This is a genomic window from Novosphingobium beihaiense, assembly GCF_022832375.1.
Classification (GTDB): Bacteria; Pseudomonadota; Alphaproteobacteria; order Sphingomonadales; family Sphingomonadaceae; genus Novosphingobium; species Novosphingobium beihaiensis.
The window spans coordinates 1-20,334 of sequence record NZ_JALHLG010000045.1; the positions used below are offsets into that span (position 1 = coordinate 1).

Below are 20,334 nucleotides of genomic sequence, written 5' to 3' on the forward strand. Positions count from 1 at the left end.
CGGAGCCGGGGTGGCGGCGGCAGGCGCGGGCGTTTCGGCCTTGGCGGCGGGCTTGGGAGCCGCGGCGGCGCCCGAGCCTTCCTCGATCGTGGCGATCAGCGCGTCGACAGTGACGGTGTCACCCTCGGCGGCGAGCTGCTGGCCCATCACGCCCGCGTGCGGGGCCATGACGTCGATGGCGACTTTGTCGGTTTCCAGGCTGGCGATGGGCTCGTCGGCGGCAACGGGTTCGCCGGGCTGCTTCAGCCACTGGCCGATGGTGGCCTCGGAGACGGACTCGCCGAGCGTTGGGACCTTGACTTCGGTGGACATGGTTTATCTCAAGCCTTCTGCTTGCGTCGTAGTTCGTCACGGACGGAAAGGTGGAGCGCATCGGCGACCAGCGCGGCCTGTTCGGCGGTGTGGCGCTTGGCAAGGCCGGTGGCGGGGGAGGCGGAGGCGTGGCGTCCGGCATAGCGCGGACGCGGGGCCTTCACCCCGGCTTCCTTGGCGGCTTCCTCGATCAGCGATTCCACGAAGAACCAGGCGCCGTTGTTGCGCGGCTCTTCCTGGCACCAGACGATCTCTTCGAGGTTCTTCATCCGCGACAGGCGCAAGGCCAGCGGCTCGCCCGGGAAGGGATAGAGCTGTTCGAGGCGGATGATCTGGGTATCGTCGATCTCGTTCTCGTCACGCGCCTCGGCGAGGTCGTAGAAGACCTTGCCCGAGCACAGGATCACTTTCTTGGTGTCCTTGTCCGCCGGCATCTTGGGGTCGGACAGGATGCGGAAGAAGTGGCCTTCGCCCACGAAGTCCTCTGCCTTCGATTTCGCCATCGGATGGCGCAGCAGCGACTTGGGAGTCATGATGACCAGCGGCTTGCGGAACGGGCGGTGCATCTGACGGCGCAGAACGTGGAAATAGTTCGACGGCGTGGTGATGTTGCACACCTGGATGTTGTCGCTGGCGCAGAGCTGCAGGAAGCGTTCCAGACGGGCGGAGGAGTGCTCCGGCCCCTGGCCTTCGTAGCCGTGCGGCAGCAGCATCACCAGGCCGTTGGCGCGCAGCCACTTGGCTTCGGAGGCGGCGATGTACTGATCGATGATGATCTGCGCGCCGTTGGCGAAATCGCCGAACTGCGCTTCCCACAGCACCATCGTCTTGGGATCGGCGCTGGCATAGCCATATTCGAAGCCGAGCACGCCGTATTCGGAGAGCGTCGAGTTCAGCACTTCGAAGCGGCCGTGGGGCAGCGTTTCGATCGGGATGTACTTGCGCTCGCTCTTCTGATCGACCCAGACGGCGTGGCGCTGGCTGAAAGTGCCGCGCTCGCAGTCCTGACCCGACAGACGCACGCCGTAGCCTTCGGAGCACAGCGAACCGAACGCCAGAGCCTCGGCCGTGGCCCAGTCGAACCCTTCGCCGCTGGTGAACATTTCGCGCTTGGCGTCGATCACGCGGTTCAGCGTGCGGTGGACGGTGAGGTCTTCGGGAACCGTGGTGAGCACGCGGCCAAGGCTGTCGAACAGCTTGCCCTCGATCCCGGTGTGCACGTTGCGGCGCGCGGTTTCGGGATCGGCGGGCTTGTTGAAGCCGCTCCACTGGCCACCGAACCAGTCGGCCTGGTTCGCCTTGTAGGTCTTGGCCGCCTCGAACTGCTCTTCGAGGTGGGCGGTGAAGCCCGCTTCGGTCTCGGCGAGGAAGGCATCGTCGATCACGCCTTCGGCCTTGAGGCGCTCGGCGTAGATCTTGCTGACCGGCGGATGCTTCTTGATCTGCGCGTACATCAGCGGCTGGGTGAAGCTGGGCTCGTCGCCTTCGTTGTGGCCGAAGCGGCGATAGCACCACATGTCGATCACGATGTCGCGGCCGAAGGTCTGGCGGTAGTCGATCGCCAGCTTGCAGGCGAACGTCACCGCGGCCGGATCGTCCCCGTTCACATGCAGGATCGGCGCCTGCACGCCCTTGGCGACATCGGTCGGGTAGGGCGAATTGCGCGCGAAAGCGGGCGACGTGGTGAAGCCGATCTGGTTGTTGATGACGAAGTGCAGGCAGCCGCCGGTGTTGTAACCCGCCACGCCGGACAGGCCGAAGCATTCCCACACCACGCCCTGGCCCGCGAAAGCCGCGTCGCCGTGGATCAGCACCGGCAGCACCTGCTTGTGCTTCGCGCCGGGGCCGATGTCGTCACCGATATCGTCGTGGATGGTCTGGTAGGCGCGGACTTTGCCCAGCACCACCGGGTCCACCGTTTCGAGGTGGCTGGGGTTGGGCATCAGGCTCATGTGCACCTTGATGCCGTCGAACTCGCGGTCGGTGCTGGTGCCCAGGTGATACTTTACATCGCCCGAGCCGCCCACGTCTTCCGGATTGGCGGTGCCGCCGGAGAATTCGTGGAAGATGACCTTGTAGGGCTTGGCCATCACATTGGCGAGCACGTTGAGGCGGCCGCGGTGGGCCATGCCGTAAACGATTTCGCGCACGCCGAGCTGGCCGCCGTACTTGATGACGCTTTCCAGCGCCGGGATCATGGATTCGCCGCCGTCGAGGCCGAAGCGCTTGGTGCCGACGTACTTCTTGCCGAGGAACTTCTCGTACTGCTCGCCGCGGACGACGGCCTGCAGGATCGCCTTCTTGCCGTTGGCGGTGAATTCGATCTCCTTGTCGGCGCCTTCCATGCGGTCCTGCAGGAAGCGGCGCTCCTCGACATCGGAGATGTGCATGTACTCAAGGCCGACCTTGCCGCAGTAGTTCGCGCGCAGGATCTGCACGAGTTCGCGGATGGTCGTCCATTCGAGGCCGAGATTGCCGCCGACATAGATCTGGCGGTCCAGCGCGGCGCCGGTGAAGCCGTGGTACTCGGGCGTGAGATCGGCCGGAAGCTGGCGCTGGTTGAGGCCGAGCGGGTCGAGATCGGCGGCGAGGTGACCGCGCACGCGATATGTGCGGATCAGCATCATCGCGCGGATGGCGTCGGCGGCGGCTTCGTCTAGACGGGCCTGGTCAACCTTGGCACCGCCTTTGGCGGCGGCCTTCTCGATCTTCGCCTTGAGGGCGGTGGGATCGAGACCCTGGGTCCAGTCGTCCTCGAACTCCGCGCCTACGCGGGGCCAGTTGGCACGTTGCCAGCTGGGGCCGGCCTGCGGCTCGTCGAGGCCCATGTCGGGGGTGAAATCCATATTTTCGTTGCCCATCGGAAGCACCTTTCGCGCGTCGGAGCCATAACGGCCGCCGCAATCGAGCAATCTGGTTTCGGGCTGTCCGGTTCCGGGGAGGAATGCCGCCAGTCCACAATGTTGTACGGCGTCTGTACGCCTTATGGTTATTGTCCGGTGGGGCGCGGACCGGGGAAATTCCCTAGGCCCGCGCTCCGCCGGAGAAAATCAGACGGTTTCCTTCAGGGCTTCCATCAGGGTCTCGCCCAGGAGCGACGGCGAGGGGGAGACGCGGATGCCCGCTTCTTCCATCGCCGCGATCTTGTCTTCGGCGCCGCCCTGGCCGCCCGAGACGATCGCACCGGCATGGCCCATGCGGCGGCCCGGAGGCGCCGTGCGGCCCGCGATGAAACCGGCCATCGGCTTCTTGCGGCCGCGCTTGGCCTCGTCCTTGAGGAACTGCGCGGCTTCTTCTTCGGCCGAGCCGCCGATTTCGCCGATCATGATGATCGACTTGGTATCGTCATCAGCCAGGAACAGTTCGAGCACGTCGATGAAGTTGGTGCCGTTCACCGGGTCGCCGCCGATGCCGACCGCAGTGGTCTGGCCAAGGCCTGCATTGGTGGTCTGGAACACGGCTTCATAAGTCAGCGTGCCCGAGCGCGAGACGACGCCGACCGAACCTTCCGAGAAGATGTTGCCGGGCATGATGCCGATCTTGCACTGGTTCGGCGTGAGAACGCCGGGGCAGTTCGGGCCGATCAGGCGTGACTTCGAACCGGTCAGCGCGCGCTTCACCGGGATCATGTCGAGCACGGGGATGCCTTCGGTGATGCAGATGATCAGCTCGATCTCGGCATCGATCGCTTCGAGGATCGCGTCGGCGGCGCCGAACGGCGGCACATAGACGCACGAAGCGGTGGCGCCGGTCGCGGCCTTGGCTTCATGCACGGTGTTGAACTGGGGCAGGCCGAGGTGTTCGGTGCCGCCCTTGCCCGGGGTCACGCCCGCAACCATCTGCGTGCCGTAATCGAGCGCGGCCTGCGTGTGGAAGCTGCCGGTCGAGCCGGTCATGCCCTGGGTGATGACCTTGGTATTCTTGTCTACGAGGATGGACATCGGATTTTCCTGTTCCTGAGCCTGGAAGCGGCCGCTTGGGGCCGGGGAGGTGCCAAGTAACTAAGAGGGCCCCGCAGTGCCAGCCGGATCATCCAGCCGGTGCCGCAGGGCCGGAATGTTTCAGGCCAGGTCGCCGTCGATGCCCTTGCAGGCCACCAGCAGTTCCTTGACCGCGTCGATCGAGACCTGGAGGCCGGCCTTGGCCTTCTCGTCCAGTTCGATTTCGATGATCTGCTCGACGCCGTCCTTGCCGATCATCACCGGCACGCCGACGTAGAGACCGTCAACGCCGTACTGGCCTTCGAGGTAGGCCGCGCAGGGCAGGATGCGCTTCTGGTCGCCAAGGTAGCTCTCGGCCATCGAGATCGCCGAAGCGGCGGGCGCGTAGAAGGCCGAACCGGTCTTGAGCAGCGAGACGACTTCGCCGCCGCCGCCCGCGGTGCGCTTGACGATGGCGTCGATGCGCTCCTGCGTGGTCTTGCCCATCTTGATGAGGTCGGGAACGGGGATGCCCTTGACGGTCGAGTATTCGACCACCGGCACCATGGTGTCGCCGTGGCCGCCGAGCACGAAGCTGGTCACATCGCGCACCGAGACGCCGAATTCCCAGGCGAGGAAGGTCGAGAAGCGCGCCGAGTCGAGCACGCCGGCCATGCCGACGACCTTGCTGTGCGGCAGGCCGGAGAATTCGCGCAGCGCCCAGACCATCGCGTCGAGCGGGTTGGTGATGCAGATCACGAATGCGTTGGGGGCATAGGTCTTGATGCCTTCGCCGACCGACTTCATGACCTTGAGGTTGATGCCCAGCAGGTCGTCGCGGCTCATGCCCGGCTTGCGGGCGACACCGGCGGTGACGATGATCACGTCCGCGCCTTCGATGTCCTTGTAATCGTTGGTGCCGGTGACTTTGGCGTCGAAGCCCTGCACGGGGCCGCACTGCGACAGGTCGAGCGCCTTGCCCTGCGGCAGGCCTTCGGCGATGTCGAACAGGACGACGTCGCCCAGTTCCTTCTGCGCAGCGAGGTGCGCGAGGGTGCCGCCGATATTGCCGGCGCCGATGAGGGCAATCTTCTTACGAGCCATGATGCGAGCGTGTCCTTCCCAATGGCGGGATTGACGGACTTCGTGACGGCCTGCTTCATCCCGCGAAAGGCAGGCGCCGGTGTTTGCAGAGCGGGCCCTACGCCCCTCATGCGGGCATTGCAACCGCTAAACGACGCATTTCATGGCAATGGCGACGGATTTAATTGATAACAGTTCGCAGTATCAATAGTGCTGCGCAAGAATCGCAAAGTCAAGGCTTTCCGCCACCTGTCCGTTTCGGAAAACCGGCGCCGCTAGGCAAGGGAATTGGCCCGGTGCGCCCGGAGTGGGCAGCGAGGCGATACGCATGCGTCTTGCCGCAGGCCCGAAAGTGACGGGCTGCGGCAAGACGCATGCGCAGGGATCGGGGCGGTCTTTCAGCCGTCTTCGCTGAGCAGGCTCAGTTCGCAGGACGAGGCCATGCGCCGGTCGAGCTGGCGGCAGATCGCGATCCAGCGGTCGCGGCCTTTGTGATCACCACCGGTGTGGGCGGCAATAGCTTCGGAGCGGGCTTTCGCCGCGGCGGCATGGCCGTGGCGCCCGAAATGGCGCAAGGCTTCGGTCAGGATCTCTCCATCGCCTTCCACCGGCGCGATGACGCGCGCGGGCCGCCGGGCGATACGGCGCACGGTGAGCATACGGTGATTGTCATTGACTGCGCCCAGGGGAGCCGAGCGGCACAGCGACCGCATGATCGCCGGGGTCGCTCCACCCCAGGCAGCAGCAAAACGGATGGTCATTTTCAGGGGGCCTCGAATTGTGTCAGCTGCATGGACACTGCTCTTAGCGGGGCAGGCGCTAAGCATTGGTGAGAAGCTTTGGTTGCTCACATGTTCATCACTGTCCTGCGGGCATCTACCGATGCTAACCCCTTGAAAGCTGTTAAGTATTGTTAGCGCGCTGGTCATAAACGGGCACTGCGGCGGTGCCGGTGACAGGTTCTGCGCCTAGCTTCCAGGCTGCGCGATCCAGCGGCCGGAGTTGGCGAACTCGGGTTTGATGCCGTGCGATTCGGGGAGGTTGCGGGCGCGGTATGCCGCATCGCCGCCATGCTCGCGCGCTTCGCGGGAATAGGCCGGGACTGCCGTGGCAACCGCCGGAACCGGGACGGAGGGCGTGGCCGCCGCAGGCTGTTCCGCAGCGGCGAACGTGCGCTGCAAGGTTACGGGATCGGGGGCGGGGACCGCCTCGGCGCTATACGTGCGGGCGTGCGGCTGGGCCGCCGGTTCCCCGCCTGCATAGGCATAGTGGAACGTGCCCGGCTGCCCGGCGGCGCCGTTGAAGCTGTAGAAGCGGTGCTCGCCGATGGTGCGCAGATAGTGCAGGCTTGCCGCCCAGTACGGGTTCACCTGGACCGTGTGATAATGCGTCGCCAGCCCGGCCGGGGCATAGACGCTGCCTGCCAGCGCCGCGCGCGCGATCGCTCTCGCGCGGTTCCAGAACAGCGGGACGGGCTGGCGGGCCAGCGAGCCGTCGCAGGTGAAGGAGAACTGGCAGCCGGTCTGCCGCTCGGACCCCTGATAGACGACGCCGCAGACTGTATCCGGGTAAGCCGGATGCGCCACACGGTTGAGCACCACTTGCGCCACCGCGCGCTGTCCGGCGGTGGATTCGCTGGCGGCTTCGTAATAGATCGCGGCGGTCATGCACTGCAGCGCGCGGGCGTGGTCGGCGCCCGAACCGCCGATCCGCAGCGGCCGGGCCGAGGGGGAACTGCCGGACGCCGGGCCGGAGACGCTATCGTCCGCGTCCGAGTGGATGCCTTCGCCCACTTGCGGCACCGGCTGTTCGGCTTCGAGATAATAGAAGGCAGAGCCGGGGAAGCTCGATCCGGCCCGCTCGAACGGCATCGGCACGACGGCGGTTTCGGGCTCTGTGGCATCGGCGATGCGGAAGCGGTCCCACCCGCCCGGCGCGGCGAACGCGGGCAGGGCCACGGCGGCCAGCACCGTGACGCCCAGCGTCCAGCGGCGCTGCATCCTCACCGGCTTGCGGCCTGCCCCGTGCGCGCGGCGGGAAATCCGTGCGGTAAAATCGCGCGGGCGCGGCTCTTCCCGTTCGGCCCATAGGGGGGCAGGGGAGGCGGCGGCTGCGGGCACTCGGTTCCTTTCGCGGCGGCAAGAAGCGGCGCAGATATACGGGCGCAGGCGGGCTCTAACCCAGCTCTGCCAGAACCGCACCGGCACTGCGCGGACCGTCCCTTTGCGGGACAGCGGGGCGTGATAGGCTTAAGCCCCTTAAGAACCCGTTTGCGGGCGCTCTTGCCAAGCTCCGGGGGCGCCTCTATCGGCGCCCGCACGTCAAGGGTTGTCCGCGCTTTTCGCAAGGGAAGCAGGGCCGAAGAGGGAAGCCGGTTCAAATCCGGCGCTGTCCCCGCAACTGTGACCGGGAAGTCCGCGCTCGATATGCCACTGGCCGCATGTCCCCCAAGGGGATGGCTGGGAAGGCGGGAGCGGGCAGAGACCCGGGAGCCAGGAGACCTGCCCGGAGACGGTCGTTCCGCGCCGGGCGGGGGTACCGGAATGCAGCGAGACGCGCGCCGTAAAGAGCGTGCCTCCGCCATGAACGGCAGTTCGTTCAGGTTGGAGGTCTATATGAAGTATCTGTTTCTGCTGGGCACGGCGATGACCGTGGCCACCCCCGCGATGGCGGACGATGCGGCCGGGGAAGGGCTGGATCCCATCGTCGTCACTGCCACGCGCGAACCTACGCCGGTCACGCAGATCGGCCAGTCGGTCAGTGTCATCACCCGCGACGATATCGAGCGCACTCAGGCCACCACGGCCATCGACGTGCTCGCGCGCCTGCCGGGCGTCGCGGTTTCGCCTTCGGGCGGTTTCGGCCAGCCTGCCAGCGTCTTCATCCGCGGCGCGGACAATGCCCAGACGCTGGTGCTGATTGACGGCGTGCCGGTGAACGATCCGGGCGACGTCGGCGGCGGCTTCAATTACGGCGCGCTCACCGTGGGTCAGTTCGACCGGGTGGAAGTGGTGCGCGGCGCTTCGGGCGTGCTGTGGGGCAGCCGTGCGATCGGCGGCGTCATCAATTTCATTACCGCGCGCCCCACCGATCAATGGACCGGCCGCGCGCAGGCCGAATATGGCTGGCGCGACCGGCGGCAGGTGAGCGGCTCGGCGATGGGCATGCTGGGGCCGGTCGGCCTCACGCTGGGCGGCCAGTGGATGAAGGGCGATGGCTATTCGGCCTTCGACGAGCGGCTGGGCGGCACCGAGAAGGACGGTTTCGAAAGCAAGGCCGCCCATGGCCGCGCGCAAGTGGAACTGGTCGAGGGCCTTACCGCCGACGTGGGCGGCTACTGGACCAAGGCCAATTACGACTACGACAACACCGGCGCCGATGCGCTGAACGTGGGGCTCAAGCGCGATGCGCTGGGCTATGCGAACGTGCGCTATTCGGGCCTCGATAACCGCCTGAACGCGCGGCTGGGCTATGGCCTTACCGATACCCGCCGCATTTCCGACGATGCCGTGTTCGGCCCATACGAGACCAATGGCCGCGTCGAGCGCGTCGAAGGGCAGGTCTCGTTTGCGCCGGTGGAGATGGCCTCGATCCTGATCGGCGCCGAGACCGAAAAGCAGAAGTTCGACGACAACTACGGTTCGAAGGACTCCACGTCGATCGACAGCATCTATGGCAACCTGACGCTGCGCCCGCTGGCCGGGCTGACGCTCAATGGCGGTCTGCGCTACGACGACAATTCGGACTTCGGCCACAAGACTACTTTCGCTGCCAATGGCGCCTGGGTGATCGGCGAGGGCGATGAGGCGCCGGTGCTGCGGGCCAGCTATGGCGAGGGTTTCAAGGCGCCTTCGCTCTATCAGCTCTACACAAATGCCGGGTTCCGCGCGCTCGATCCGGAGACCTCGAAGGGCTGGGATGTGAGTGTGGAACAACCGTTCGCCGCAGGCACGGGGCGCTTCACCGTCACTTACTTCGACCGGAAGACGAAGAACCTGATCGACTACGATCTCGCTAACTGGAACTACTACAATGTCGGCCGGGCCCGCGCTCAGGGGCTGGAACTGGGCATGCAAGTGGTTAACTGGCAGGGCTTCGACGTCAATCTGGCCTATACCTACCTCGATGCCAAAGACCGGGACAGTGGCGCGCGGCTGGCCCGGCGGCCGCGGAGCAGCTTTTATGCCAGTCTGGACAAGAGCTGGGATCTCGGCTTGAAGCTCGGCGCGGATTTGCGTGTAGGCGGCGGGCGCTATGACGATACGGCCAATACGGCCTATCTGGATGGCCATGCCATTGTTGGGGTGCGCGGGTCCTATTCGGTGACGCAGAATGTCGAGGTCTATGGCCGCGTGGAAAACCTGTTCGACGAACATTACGAGGTCGTGCGCACATATGGCACGCCGGGACGCGCGGCTTACGCCGGTATCCGGGTGAAGATTTGACGCCAGACCATCCAAAGTTCCTCCCCGCTGCTTGGCTGCGGGGAGGTGCGCTGTTCCGGATGCGCCGGAACAGCGGCAGGATATCCATGTTGATTGCGCCTGTGCTGGGGATGCTGCTGGCCTCCTGTTCGCAGGCGCCGCTGCCGGGCGTGTCCGGCCGGACCGGGGCTGAGGCCGGGGGCGGTCAGCCGTCCATTGTTTCGCTCAACCCCTGCACCGATGCGATCCTGGCCGAAGTGACCGTGCCGGGGCAGCTTCTGGCCATTTCGCACTACAGTCAGGACCCGGCCTCCAGCTCGATGGACCCCGGTCTGGCGCGCCGCTTTCAGGCGACGTCGGGCGCGGTGGAGGAAGTGGCCGCGCTGGCACCCGATGTGGTGGTTGCGGGCAGTTTCCTGCCACCCGCGACGCAGCAGGCGCTGCGCGATCTGGGCATGCGCGTGGTGACGTTCCCGATCCCCGCGAACGTGCCAGCCGCCGAACAGCAAGTCCGTGATCTCGCCGCGCTGGCCGGAAACGCCCCTGCCGGGAACGCGCTGGTGCAGCGCATAGAGACGGCGCTGGCCCAAAGCGCGCCTCCCGCGGGAGCCGCGCCGCTGCCGGCGCTGATGTGGGAATCGGGCGGGATCGTCGCGGGCAACGATACGCTGATCGCGGACCTGCTCGGCCGTTCCGGTTTCTCCAACGGGGTTGCCGCGCGCGGGCTGTCGCAGGCCGATTACCTGCCGCTCGAACGCGTGCTCGCCAATCCGCCCAAGGTCATTTTCGCGGTCGGCAATGCCCGTTCCAATCAGGACCACATGCTCTACCACCCGGCGCTCGACGCGCTGAAGGGCACTGCGCGCGTGCCGTTCGACAACGGGCTGCTGTGGTGCGGCGGCCCCACCATCCCGCGCGCGCTGGCGCGGCTGACGCATGTGCGGCGGGCTGTGGCGGGATCATGAACCGCCGTCTCATACTACTGCTGCTGGCCGCGCTGGCCCTGGCCGTGCCGCTGTCGCTGCTGGCGGGGCGCGTCTGGATCAATCCCTTCGTGCCGCACACGCAGAACGCTGCACTGATCCTGATGCAGTTGCGCTTGCCGCGCGCGGTGCTGGCGCTGGTGCTGGGGGCCGGGCTGGGTGCTGCGGGCGCGGCGATGCAGGGGTTTCTGCGCAATCCGCTGGCGGACCCGGGCCTGTTCGGCATCGCCCCGGGCGCGGCGCTGGGCGCGGTGCTCAGTTTCTGGACCGGTTATGCCGCCACGCCTTGGGTGCTGCCGCTTTTCGCGCTGGCGGGCGCGGGCGGAGCCATGGGGCTGCTGGCGCTGATCGCCGGGCGCGAAGGCGGCATTGCCCTGTTCACGCTTTCCGGCCTGATGCTCTCCAGTCTGACCGGCGCGTTGATGAGCCTTGCCATCAGCCTGTCTCCCACCCCGTTCGCCATGAGTGAGATCGTCACCTGGCTGATGGGCGCGGTGGCCGACCGCTCCTGGCGCGAAGTCTGGATCGCGGCGCCGTTCACGCTGGCCGGGATCGGCGTGCTGATCGCGGCCGGGCGCAGTCTTGACGCGCTGGCGCTGGGCGAAGCGGCGGCGCGCTCGCTGGGCGTCGATCCCCGCCAGTTGCAGGCGCTGATGATCTTCGGGATCGGATTGACCGTGGGAGCGAGTGTGGCGGTGGCGGGGATTATCAGCTTCGTCGGGCTGATGGTGCCGCACATGGTGCGCCCGTTGACGGACCGGCGCCCCAGCTCGCTGATCGTGCCGAGCGCGCTGGCAGGCGCGTTGCTGCTGCTGGCGGCGGACTGCCTGTGCCGGGTGATGCCGCTGCGCGGCGGCGAACTGAGGCTGGGCATTGCGCTTGCACTGCTGGGCGCGCCGTTCTTCCTGCGTCTGCTGCTGCGTATGCGCAGGGGGCTGATATGAGCCTGCAGACGCTCGATCTGGGCGTGGACGCGCGCATCGCGGGGCTGACGCTGACTTTCCACCTGGGCGAAGTGACCGCGATCTGCGGGCCCAATGGCGCGGGCAAGTCCACGCTGCTGTCCTGCCTTGCCGGGCTGGTGCCGCCCGATACGGGGCATATCGCATTCGGCGGAAAGCCGATGGAGAGCCTGCGCCATGACGTTCGCGCGCGTGCCATCGGCTATCTGCCGCAATCGCCCGAAGTGGCCTGGGATCTCTCGGTGGAAGTGCTGGTCGCTCTGGGACGGCTGCCCTGGCGTAATGCGGGGCGCGGTGAGGCGCAGGCCGCCGTCGATGAGGCGATCGCGGCAATGGACCTCGATGCCTTCCGCCACCGCCGCGTTTCGCAGCTTTCGGGCGGCGAGCGCGCACGGGCGCTGATGGCGCGGGTGCTGGCGACGGAGCCGAGCTGGCTGCTGGCCGACGAGCCACTGGCCAGCCTCGACCTCGCGCATGCCGCCTCGCTCGTCCGCCGCTTCCGCGAGCAGTCGGACCTGGGGCGCGGGGTCGTGCTGGTGCTGCACGATCTGGCGATGGCGATGAACCACGCGGACCGGGTGATCGTGCTCGACAAGGGCAGCCTCGCCGCCGACGGCGCCCCCGAATTCGCGCTCGGCTCCGAAGTGGTTGAACGGGTCTGGGGCTGCCCCGCCCGCTGGGTGGGCGAACCGGGCGCCCGCGCGCTGTCGGTGGGTTAGATCGGCCGAAAAGCGCTTTAGGCGCGCCGCAGCCGGATCGATAACGCGATCAGGAATACACCGGACATCAGAGCGTAGAAACCGATAAGCCAGGCCACGGTCAGCAGCGTGACGCCGGGGTGGGCCCACAGGATGTAGATCAGCGCCGCGCCCAGAACGATGGCACTGGCGCCCAGCAGAGCCAGCACCCATTCCCCTTCCATCTCCTTGCGCAGGCGGATGGCTGCCGCGATCTGGCCAATGCCGGTTGTCAGATAGAACGCGGCCATGATGGCCACGAGCAGGAAGGCATAGGCCATCGTGCTTGTCAGCGGCCAGAGCACGAACAGCACTCCGACGGCTATTCCCGTCAGCCCGTTAAAGATAAGCGCGCCCCAGCGTTCGCGGTGATGGCGGGCGCCGCGCAATCCGCTGATCAGGGAGAACAGCCCGTCCGCAAAGGTGAAGGCGGCAAATACGAGCGCGGCGGCCAGAACGGCGGTTCCGGGCAGAAGCAGCGCGGTAATGCCGAACAGGATGGCCAGCACGCCGCGCACCAGAAACCAGCCGGAATTGTGGTGCGGCAGCCAGAACAAGTCCCATTCGGGCAGTGGCGTATCGGGGAACGGCTGGGCTGGCGCGTTTGCCATGATCAAATCTCCATCGGACTTGCCATTGTTGAGATTGCACCCGCCCTGTCCCTGTGGCCGCAACGAATGACCCGCCGCCTTGGTTCCCGGAGGAGCCCATGGCGGCGGGCCGTTTTTGCTGCAATGCTGGAGCGCCTGTTTGCGGCGCGTGCGGTTTACTCGCCGCCGGTCAGCCCGCGCGCTTCGAGCATCGGTTCAAGCCGCGGATCGTGGCCGGTGAAGTTGCGGTACATCACCGAATAGTCCTTGCTGTGGCCCTGGCCCAGGAAGGTGGCGCGGATGTGGTCGCCGTTGGCGCGGGTCATGCCGCCGTGCTTTTCCACCCAGTCCCAGCCGTCGTGCGCGAGCATTTCGGTCCAGTTGTAGGCATAATAACCCGCCGAATAGCCGTTGCTCCAGATGTGCCGGAAATAGGGCGTGCGGTAGCGCGGCGGGATCATCGCGGTGTGCAGGCCTTCCGCCTTCATCGCCGCCAGCGCCTTGGCCTCGAAAGCCAGCGGCGGCTGGGTGGCCTGCTGCGGGGTCAGCGTGTGCCAGTCCATGTCGAGCATGGAGGCTTCCAGCAGCTCGCCGAAGGACAGGCCCTGATTCCACTTCGCCGCCGCCTGGATCTTCTGCATCAGCGCGGCGGGGATCGTCTCGCCCGTCTTCTCGTTCTTCGCGAAGTGCTGCAGCACGGCGGGAACCGTGGCGAAGTTCTCGTTGAACTGGCTGGGGAACTCCACGAAATCGCGCGCCGTGTTGGTGCCCGAGAGCGAGGGGTACTTCTGACTGGCGAACATGCCGTGCAGGGCATGGCCGAACTCGTGGAACATCGTCGTCACGTCATCCCAGGTGGCGAGCGGCGGCTGGCCGTTGGCGGGCGGGGTGATGTTGAGCGTGTTGAACACGACCGGCTTGTTGCCCAGCAGGTCGGATTGCTCGACGAAGTTGCCCATCCAGGCGCCGCCCTGCTTGTTGGGGCGGGCATAGGGATCGAAATAGAACAGCGCGAGCGGGCTGCCGTCCTTGTCGTAGACTTCGTAGACCCGCATCGAGGGGTGATAGACCGGCAGGTCCGTGCGGCGCTTGAAAGTGATGCCGTAAGTCTGCGTGGCGGCATAGAACACGCCGTTTTCCAGCGTGTTCCACACGTTGAAGTAGGGCTTGATCTGCGCATCGTCGAGATCGTACTTCGCCTTGCGCACCTTCTCGGCATAGAAGCCCCAGTCCCACGGCTCCAGCTTGGCAATGCCGTCGGCTTTGGCCGCTTCGGTGAGGATCTTTTCCTCGCGCGACTGGGTGGCGCCGAGCGCGGGGACGAAGCCCTTCATGAATTCCGTGGCCTTGGCGGGCGTGTTGACCATGCGGTCGTACATCTGGAACGTCGCGAAGTTGGGCAGGCCGAGCAGTTCGGCTTTCTTCGCGCGCAGCACGGCCAGCTTGCTGACCACGCCGGTGGTGTCGTCCGCGCCGCTGGTGCAGCGCGTCACGCTGGCCTCGAACACTTTCTTGCGGCTTGCGCGATCAGTAAGCTGCGCCAGCGCGGGCTGCTGCGTGGTGTTGAGCAGAGCCAGCACGTACTTGCCGGGCATGCCTTTCGCTTCGGCGAGCTTGGCGGCGGCGGCGATATCGGCTTCGGGCAGACCGGCGAGCTGCTCCTTGCTGTCAAACACCGGCGCGGCGGCATCGGTGCCTGCGGTCAGCTTCTGCGAGAACTGCGTCTCCAGTCCGGCGATCTGCTGGTTGATCTGCTTGAGCTTCGCCTTCTGCGCCGCGTCCAGCTCGGCGCCGCGGTGCACGAACTTGGCATAGGTGGTCTTGAGCAGCATCGCATCCTCGCCGGTCAGGGCCTTGCCCTCGGCGCTGTCATGCACGGCCTTCACACGCTTGAAGAGCTTGTCGTTGAGATAGATCTCGTCGTTCAGTGCGGTGAGCTTGGGGGACGTCGCGGTGTCGGTGGCATCGAGCGTGTCGTTGGTGTTGGCGCTCACCAGCTGGTCGAACACGCTTTCCACGCGCGAGAGCAGGGTTCCCGCGCGCTCCATGGCGACGACGGTGTTTTCGAACGTCGGCTTGGCCGGATTGCCGGCGATGGCTGCGATCTCGGCGCGCTTGGCGGCGATCCCGGCCTTGAGCGCGGGCAGATAGTCGCTGTCCTTGATCGTGGCGAAATCGGGCGCGTGGAACGGCAGGGTGCTCGCTTGCGCGAAGGGGCCATTGTAGGCAGGCGCGGCGGCCGTTTCGGCCTCAGCAGGCACGGTTGCGCCCGCGCCGCCCAGCGTGGCAGCAAGGGCGAACGGAGCGGCGGCGGCCATAAGCCGGATTTTCATTGTCATGCTCTCCAGGGGTGCGGCAGCCGGAATGGGGGAAGGGCGCAGCAAAAGATGCGGCGCGGTGGGCTGCCGGAGTGGTCATGGGCGCCGTTTGAAACCGAGAATCCGCCGCTTTGCAAGGGGATGCACAGCGAATGCACGAGAGTTTCGCCAGATCGCGAGGCAGGCGCGGAAATGCAAAGCGGCAGCGATCCGGCGCGCAAACTTGTTACGCCCGGCGCTGCCGCGAAAAGGGGAAGAGGCGTGTCAGGGCTTGCAGAAGTGCCCGTTCATCCACACGCGCATTGCGGCACCTTCCGATTCCTTCTCCTCGCGCACGCGGTTCTCACGCTCGCGGTCGAAGATCAGCGACCCGGTTGCGTCATGCCCCCGGCGGCTGCGGCGGAAGGGGATTTCGGCTCCGATATTCATGACATCTCTCCTCTCGGAGAGAAAACGCCGCAGGGCAGGCAAAAGTTCCCGGCCGGAGTGCCCAAATGGAGTCAGAGCGCCAGCATGGGCAGGCGCGAGGCAGCTGCCGCATCGGCCAGCGTCTGCTTGTCGAGCTCGTCGAGGAAGGCTCCCATTGCGCGGTTGAGGATCGCCGTCAGCCCGCAAGTCTGGCGTAGCAGGCAATGTGTGCAGTCGGCCGGGGAAAGGCATGGCTCGGTCAGCCGCACGACATCGCCCAGGCGGATATCCTGCGCCGGTTTGCCCAGGCGGAAGCCGCCGCTGCGCCCGCGCACCGTTTCCAGCAGGCCCGCATTGGCGAGCAGGTTCACCACTTTCATCGCATGATTGCGCGAGATCGCGTGGGATTCGGCAACCTCGGCGATGGAAAGCAGGCCATCGGCATCCTTGTCCGCCAGCAGCGCGGCGTGAAGCAGGATGCGCAGGGCGTAATCGGTGTGCGCGGTCAGGCGCAAAGGGCAGGTCCTTCCATGTGAATTATGATGCATTCTATTTACATCTTTTTGCGCGTGCGTATAGATGCATTCGAATCGCATCTTTTATGGAAGAGGAGCTACGACATGGCCGCAGCGCTTTCCGAACAGACCATCGCCACCGTCAAGGCGACGGCGCCCGCGCTGCAGGCGCACGGCGTCGCGATCACCACGCGTATGTACGAGCGTCTGTTCACGAACGGGGCGGTGAAGGCGATGTTCGATCAGGCGGCACAGGAATCGGGGGAGCAGCCGCGCCGCCTTGCCGCTGCGATCCTGGCCTATGCGCAGAATGTGGACAAGCTGCAGAACCTCGATGCGCCGGTGCGCCGCATGGTGGAGCGGCATTGCGATACCGGGGTGAAGGCAGAGCACTATCCGCTTGTGGCCGAAGCGCTGCTGCCCGCGATCCGCGACGTGCTGGGTGACGCTGCTACCGATGAGGTTCTCGCCGCGTGGGGAGAGGCCTACTGGTTCCTCGCCGATATCCTGATCGCCAAGGAAGCCGCGCTTTACGAAGAACGGGCGGCCTGACAGGCGCCGCATCTGGCACGAAACTGGCATCGGGCTTCCCGTCCTTTCAAACTGACCGGGAAACCCGATGCCCCTGTACGATTTCCACTGCCCCGATTGCGCCGCCGATTTCGAACTGCTGATGCGGGCGAGCGATCAGCCGGTCTGCCCCACATGCGGAAGCACCACGGTCAACAGGCTGATTTCGCGCGTTTCTCCGCCGGGAAAGTCCAAGGCGATCATTGCTTCCGCGCGGGCGCAGGCGCGGCGCGAAGGGCATTTCAGCAACTTCTGAAGCCGTTCGCCGGTAATTCGGTAATGTCGTAAACGCGACAATGGCGCGCGGCGCCGGCCTGTCCCGTCAGCGCGGGCCGACGCCGCGTGCGAACTGCGCCTGCAGATTGGCCAGCGCCCGCCGCGAAATTGGAGAGAGCTTACGCGCGGGCTTGCCCTTGCGCAGCGCCTTGCGGTCCTTCTCTGCAGGCTCGACCACGCGCACCCGCACCGCCGCCTTGCCTTTCACCCGCACGCCCAGCAGTTCGGCCGCGCCGCGCGACAGATCGATGATCCGCTGGCTATCGCCGAACGGCCCCCGGTCGTTCACCCGCACGAGGATCCGCTGCCCGGTATCGAGCGAGGTCACTTCGACATAGCTGGGCAGCGGCAGCGTCTTGTGCGCAGCGGTGATCCAGCTGGGGCGGAAGCGTTCGCCATTGGCGGTCTGGTTCCCGCTCTCGTTGCCGTACCATGTGGCATAGCCGAGCATATCGTACCCCGGCTGGCGCTGCGGGGCATAAGTGACGCCGCGGATCGTATAGGGCCGCCCGATCCGCACCGGCGTATCGCTGACCGGCCGGTAATGCACTCCGGCTCCGCAGGCGGAGAGGGAAAGGGCCAGCAGGGCGGGGACAAGGAGCCGGATCCGCATGAGCTAGTCCCGCTGGTTCGCGCTCTTGTCGCGGATTGCCTTGAATTCGGAGCCCGGCTTCCATTCGGGCCAGCGCCGCGAATGGGCCAGTTCTTCGCCGATAGTGCCGATCAGATCGATATCCTGAACCGCGCCGGTCAGGTTCCAGTCCGGGCCATAGGCATCGCAGGCCTGATGATAGCATTGGCCGGTATAGGCATCGATCCACGCTTGCCCGGCCTCGCGTCCGCCTTGCTTCAGATCGGCGGCCCCCGCGATGCCCATCAGCAGCATCACCGGCACCCCGCGCTTGGCGAAGGAGAAGTGATCGGCGCGGTAGAACAGGCCGCGTTCGGGCAGGCTTTCCGGCGTGACCGTGCGCCCCTGCGTGGCGGCGACGCGCGCCATGTCGTCTTCCAGCGTGTCCTGCCCCTTGCCCACCAGAACCACGTCGTTCGCCGCGCCTGCCGTTTGCAGGATATCGATGGCGAGGTTGGCGACGGTTTTGTCCAGCGGATAGACCGGGTTCGCTGCGTAGTACTCCGAGCCGAGCAGCCCGCGCTCTTCGGCAGTCCAGGCCGCGAAGACGACGCTGCGCTGCGGCGGCGGCCCGGCTTTCATGGCCCGCGCGATGTCGAGGATACCGGCAATGCCCAGCGCATCGTCATTGGCCCCGGCGCGATAGATCCGGCCCTGCGCATCGGGCGCACCCTTGCCATAGGCATCCCAGTGCGCGCCGAACATCACCACTTCGTCCGGATGCGAGGTGCCGGGAATGCGGCCGAGCACGTTGTGGCTGGCGATCTGTTCGTGCGTCACCGGCACATCGGCATCGAAGGTAACGCCCTTGAGCGGCACCGGTTTGAAGCTGGCCTTGCGGGCATCGGTGCGCAGCTTCTCCAGATCGAGCCCGGCCTTCGCGAACAGCGCCTTCGCCGCATCGCCCGAAATCCAGCCCTGCAGCTTGAGGGTGGTAAGATCTTCCGGCTTGCGCACGATATCGTAGTTCTCACCGCCGGGGCTGATCACGACGTTCCAGCCATAGCCCGCCGCCTCGGTCTCGTGCACGATCAGCGCGCCCACGGCGCCTTGCCGCGCGGCTTCCTCGAACTTGTAGGTCCAGCGGCCGTAATAGGTCATCGTCCGCCCGCCGAACTTGCCATAGGGCGCTTCGCCCTTGGCCGCGGCAAAATCGGGGTCGTTGACGAGGAAGACGACGACTTTGCCCTTGAGATCCGCGCCCTTGAAATCGTCCCACCCGCGTTCGGGGGCATCGACACCGTAGCCGGCGAAGACGACTGGCGCCTTGGCGATTACGGCTTCGTCGTCGGCCCGCACGGTGGAGACGTAGACATCCTTGGCCTGTGCTACCGGCATCGTGCCATTGGGCGTAGTGAAGGCCATGGTTTTCGCAGGTTGCAGGGCGGTGTGCAGCAGGGGCACCGTCTGCACCCATTGCCCGTCCGGTCCGGCGGGTTCGAGCCCGGTGTCCTGCATCCGCGCGATCAGGTAGCCGATCGTGCGCTCCTCGCCCACGGTGCCGGGCGCGCGGCCTTCGAACGTGTCCGAAGCCAGTGTCTTCACATCTTCCACGATGCGATCCGCATCGACGGAGACTTTGGCTAAGGCCGGTTGCGCCGTGGCTGCGCCCAGCGCCGTTGCCAGCGCGATATATCCCATTTTCAGCATGGGCTTATCCTAGTCTCCCGCGCTGCGGGCGCAAGGACCGCCGGAGGGCGTGCCATGCGGTTGTGCACGGCTGTGTTCGCTATTTCCGCTTCGGGCTGGGGCAGAGTTTCCTGTCACCGCGTTTGCAGGCGGCGGCGGTCTTTTCCCATGCGGCGTAGTCGGTCCGATACTGGTCTTCGGCTTTCTGATGGGCCGCCAGTGCCGCGGAATAGGCGGCATTGTCGCGCAGCCTTTGCATCTTGGCGCGGCTTGCGGCCGCGTCATGCGCTTTGCGGCTGGCGGTGCTGGTTTCCTGCCATTTGCGTGCAAGGCGCGCCTGTTCGAGGTTGAGCGCCTTGCGCCGGGCCTCGGGATCTCCGGACTCGGGGCCGGTGTCTGCTGGGCCGGTGGCGGCGGGAGGCTGGGCCTTCGCGGGCGTGGCGGCCAGTGGCTGTGCGATCAGCAGCATGGCTCCGCAAACCGGCAGGAGGATGTGCAGGCGGGGTGCCTTCATCGCGCGCAGTGTTCGTAGTACCCCGCGCGGCAGGCGGCAACGTCGCGGCGCCATTCGGCCATCGCCGCTTCGTACTCGCTGTGCGCATCGCTGTAGGCGCGCCGGTCCGCTTCGTAGGCAGGCGCTTCGTAACGGTTGTTCCCCCGCGCGCGGCGGTAGGCGTCCCAGCCTTCGGCGTAGCGGGCATCGCGTTCGCGCACGTAGGCGATCTGGTCTTCGTTGAGCTGCTTGATAATGGCCTTGTCGCGTGCGCGCGCCTCGGCCGTGCGCATGGCCGGATCTCTGGGATCGTCGGCCCTTGCCGGTGCTTGTCCCAACCCTGCCGCGAAAGCCAGCGCGCAAAGCGCGGGCGCGAAGTGCGATACCCTCATGTCCGTCCCGGTCCTTTTGTCCCTTGGCTGCGATCATGCCGCCGTACCGCAGGCAAGGCAAAGGGATTGCGATGAGCTGTTGCGTGCCCAT

General features: G+C 66.2%; 20 protein-coding genes and 1 riboswitch. Of the genes, 6 read left to right on the plus strand and 14 right to left on the minus strand.

What is annotated here, in order from left to right; all coding sequences use genetic code 11:
- The 6 genes from MTR66_RS18310 to MTR66_RS18335 form a co-directional block, all read right to left on the minus strand.
- Positions 1–312, minus strand: a 312-nt coding sequence (locus MTR66_RS18310) for a biotin/lipoyl-containing protein (RefSeq protein ID WP_327194527.1), incomplete at its 3' end; no start/stop codon positions are given.
- 8 nt (positions 313–320) lie between these two features.
- On the minus strand, positions 321–3,173 hold the full coding sequence (locus tag MTR66_RS18315) for a 2-oxoglutarate dehydrogenase E1 component (RefSeq protein WP_243923663.1): 2,853 nt from the start codon (positions 3,171–3,173) through the stop codon (positions 321–323).
- Between the two features lie 189 nt (positions 3,174–3,362).
- A complete protein-coding gene (gene sucD / locus MTR66_RS18320) occupies positions 3,363–4,253 on the minus strand; it encodes a succinate--CoA ligase subunit alpha (RefSeq protein WP_243923664.1) in 891 nt (296 codons plus the stop codon).
- A 120-nt stretch (positions 4,254–4,373) separates the two neighbouring features.
- Entirely contained in the window at positions 4,374–5,336 is a 963-nt protein-coding gene (gene mdh, locus MTR66_RS18325) for a malate dehydrogenase (protein WP_243923665.1), read from the minus strand.
- Positions 5,337–5,713: 377 nt separating this feature from the next.
- A complete protein-coding gene (locus tag MTR66_RS18330; RefSeq protein ID WP_243923666.1) occupies positions 5,714–6,076 on the minus strand; it encodes a hypothetical protein in 363 nt (120 codons plus the stop codon).
- Positions 6,077–6,283: 207 nt separating this feature from the next.
- On the minus strand, positions 6,284–7,435 hold the full coding sequence (locus tag MTR66_RS18335; RefSeq protein ID WP_243923667.1) for a cell wall hydrolase: 1,152 nt from the start codon (positions 7,433–7,435) through the stop codon (positions 6,284–6,286).
- Positions 7,436–7,641: 206 nt separating this feature from the next.
- Positions 7,642–7,821: riboswitch (cobalamin riboswitch) on the plus strand.
- A 109-nt stretch (positions 7,822–7,930) separates the two neighbouring features.
- On the opposite strand from MTR66_RS18335, the gene MTR66_RS18340 reads away from it, so the two are divergent.
- The 4 genes from MTR66_RS18340 (at position 7,931) to MTR66_RS18355 (ending at position 12,403) form a co-directional block, all read left to right on the plus strand.
- Positions 7,931–9,760: a TonB-dependent receptor plug domain-containing protein gene (locus tag MTR66_RS18340; RefSeq protein ID WP_243923668.1), complete on the plus strand. Its 1,830-nt coding sequence runs from the start codon at positions 7,931–7,933 to the stop codon at positions 9,758–9,760.
- Positions 9,761–9,846: 86 nt separating this feature from the next.
- Positions 9,847–10,704 (plus strand): ABC transporter substrate-binding protein, encoded by an 858-nt coding sequence (locus MTR66_RS18345; protein ID WP_243923669.1) that lies wholly within the window; start codon positions 9,847–9,849, stop codon positions 10,702–10,704.
- Positions 10,701–11,666, plus strand: coding sequence for a FecCD family ABC transporter permease (locus MTR66_RS18350; RefSeq protein WP_243923670.1), 966 nt, complete (start codon positions 10,701–10,703; stop codon positions 11,664–11,666). The genes MTR66_RS18345 and MTR66_RS18350 overlap by 4 nt, the downstream gene beginning before the upstream one ends.
- Entirely contained in the window at positions 11,663–12,403 is a 741-nt protein-coding gene (locus tag MTR66_RS18355; protein WP_243923671.1) for an ABC transporter ATP-binding protein, read from the plus strand. The genes MTR66_RS18350 and MTR66_RS18355 overlap by 4 nt, the downstream gene beginning before the upstream one ends.
- Positions 12,404–12,420: 17 nt before the next feature.
- Here the strand turns inward: MTR66_RS18355 and MTR66_RS18360 are convergent, their stop codons facing one another.
- The 4 genes from MTR66_RS18360 to MTR66_RS18375 form a co-directional block, all read right to left on the minus strand.
- A complete protein-coding gene (locus MTR66_RS18360) occupies positions 12,421–13,032 on the minus strand; it encodes an HdeD family acid-resistance protein (protein WP_243923672.1) in 612 nt (203 codons plus the stop codon).
- 155 nt (positions 13,033–13,187) lie between these two features.
- The gene (locus MTR66_RS18365) at positions 13,188–15,344 is read right to left on the minus strand and encodes a M3 family metallopeptidase (RefSeq protein WP_243923673.1); all 2,157 of its coding nucleotides are present in this window, start codon (positions 15,342–15,344) and stop codon (positions 13,188–13,190) included.
- A 249-nt stretch (positions 15,345–15,593) separates the two neighbouring features.
- Positions 15,594–15,758, minus strand: coding sequence for a hypothetical protein (locus tag MTR66_RS18370; protein ID WP_243923675.1), 165 nt, complete (start codon positions 15,756–15,758; stop codon positions 15,594–15,596).
- Positions 15,759–15,829: 71 nt separating this feature from the next.
- A complete protein-coding gene (locus MTR66_RS18375) occupies positions 15,830–16,252 on the minus strand; it encodes an Rrf2 family transcriptional regulator (RefSeq protein WP_243923677.1) in 423 nt (140 codons plus the stop codon).
- Between the two features lie 105 nt (positions 16,253–16,357).
- Here MTR66_RS18375 and MTR66_RS18380 point away from each other — a divergent pair, with 105 nt between their 5' ends.
- Entirely contained in the window at positions 16,358–16,804 is a 447-nt protein-coding gene (locus MTR66_RS18380) for a globin domain-containing protein (RefSeq protein WP_243923680.1), read from the plus strand.
- A gap of 67 nt (positions 16,805–16,871) precedes the next feature.
- Entirely contained in the window at positions 16,872–17,078 is a 207-nt protein-coding gene (locus tag MTR66_RS18385) for an FmdB family zinc ribbon protein (RefSeq protein WP_243923682.1), read from the plus strand.
- 66 nt (positions 17,079–17,144) lie between these two features.
- Here the strand turns inward: MTR66_RS18385 and MTR66_RS18390 are convergent, their stop codons facing one another.
- The 4 genes from MTR66_RS18390 to MTR66_RS18405 form a co-directional block, all read right to left on the minus strand.
- On the minus strand, positions 17,145–17,711 hold the full coding sequence (locus MTR66_RS18390; protein WP_243923684.1) for a septal ring lytic transglycosylase RlpA family protein: 567 nt from the start codon (positions 17,709–17,711) through the stop codon (positions 17,145–17,147).
- 3 nt (positions 17,712–17,714) lie between these two features.
- Positions 17,715–19,379 (minus strand): M28 family metallopeptidase, encoded by a 1,665-nt coding sequence (locus MTR66_RS18395; protein WP_243923685.1) that lies wholly within the window; start codon positions 19,377–19,379, stop codon positions 17,715–17,717.
- A 79-nt stretch (positions 19,380–19,458) separates the two neighbouring features.
- Positions 19,459–19,872: a hypothetical protein gene (locus MTR66_RS18400; protein WP_243923686.1), complete on the minus strand. Its 414-nt coding sequence runs from the start codon at positions 19,870–19,872 to the stop codon at positions 19,459–19,461.
- Complete coding sequence (locus MTR66_RS18405; protein ID WP_243923687.1) at positions 19,869–20,243, minus strand: hypothetical protein; 375 nt, start codon at positions 20,241–20,243, stop codon at positions 19,869–19,871. Before MTR66_RS18405 ends, MTR66_RS18400 begins: the two co-directional genes overlap by 4 nt.
- Between the last annotated feature and the right edge of the window lie 91 nt (positions 20,244–20,334).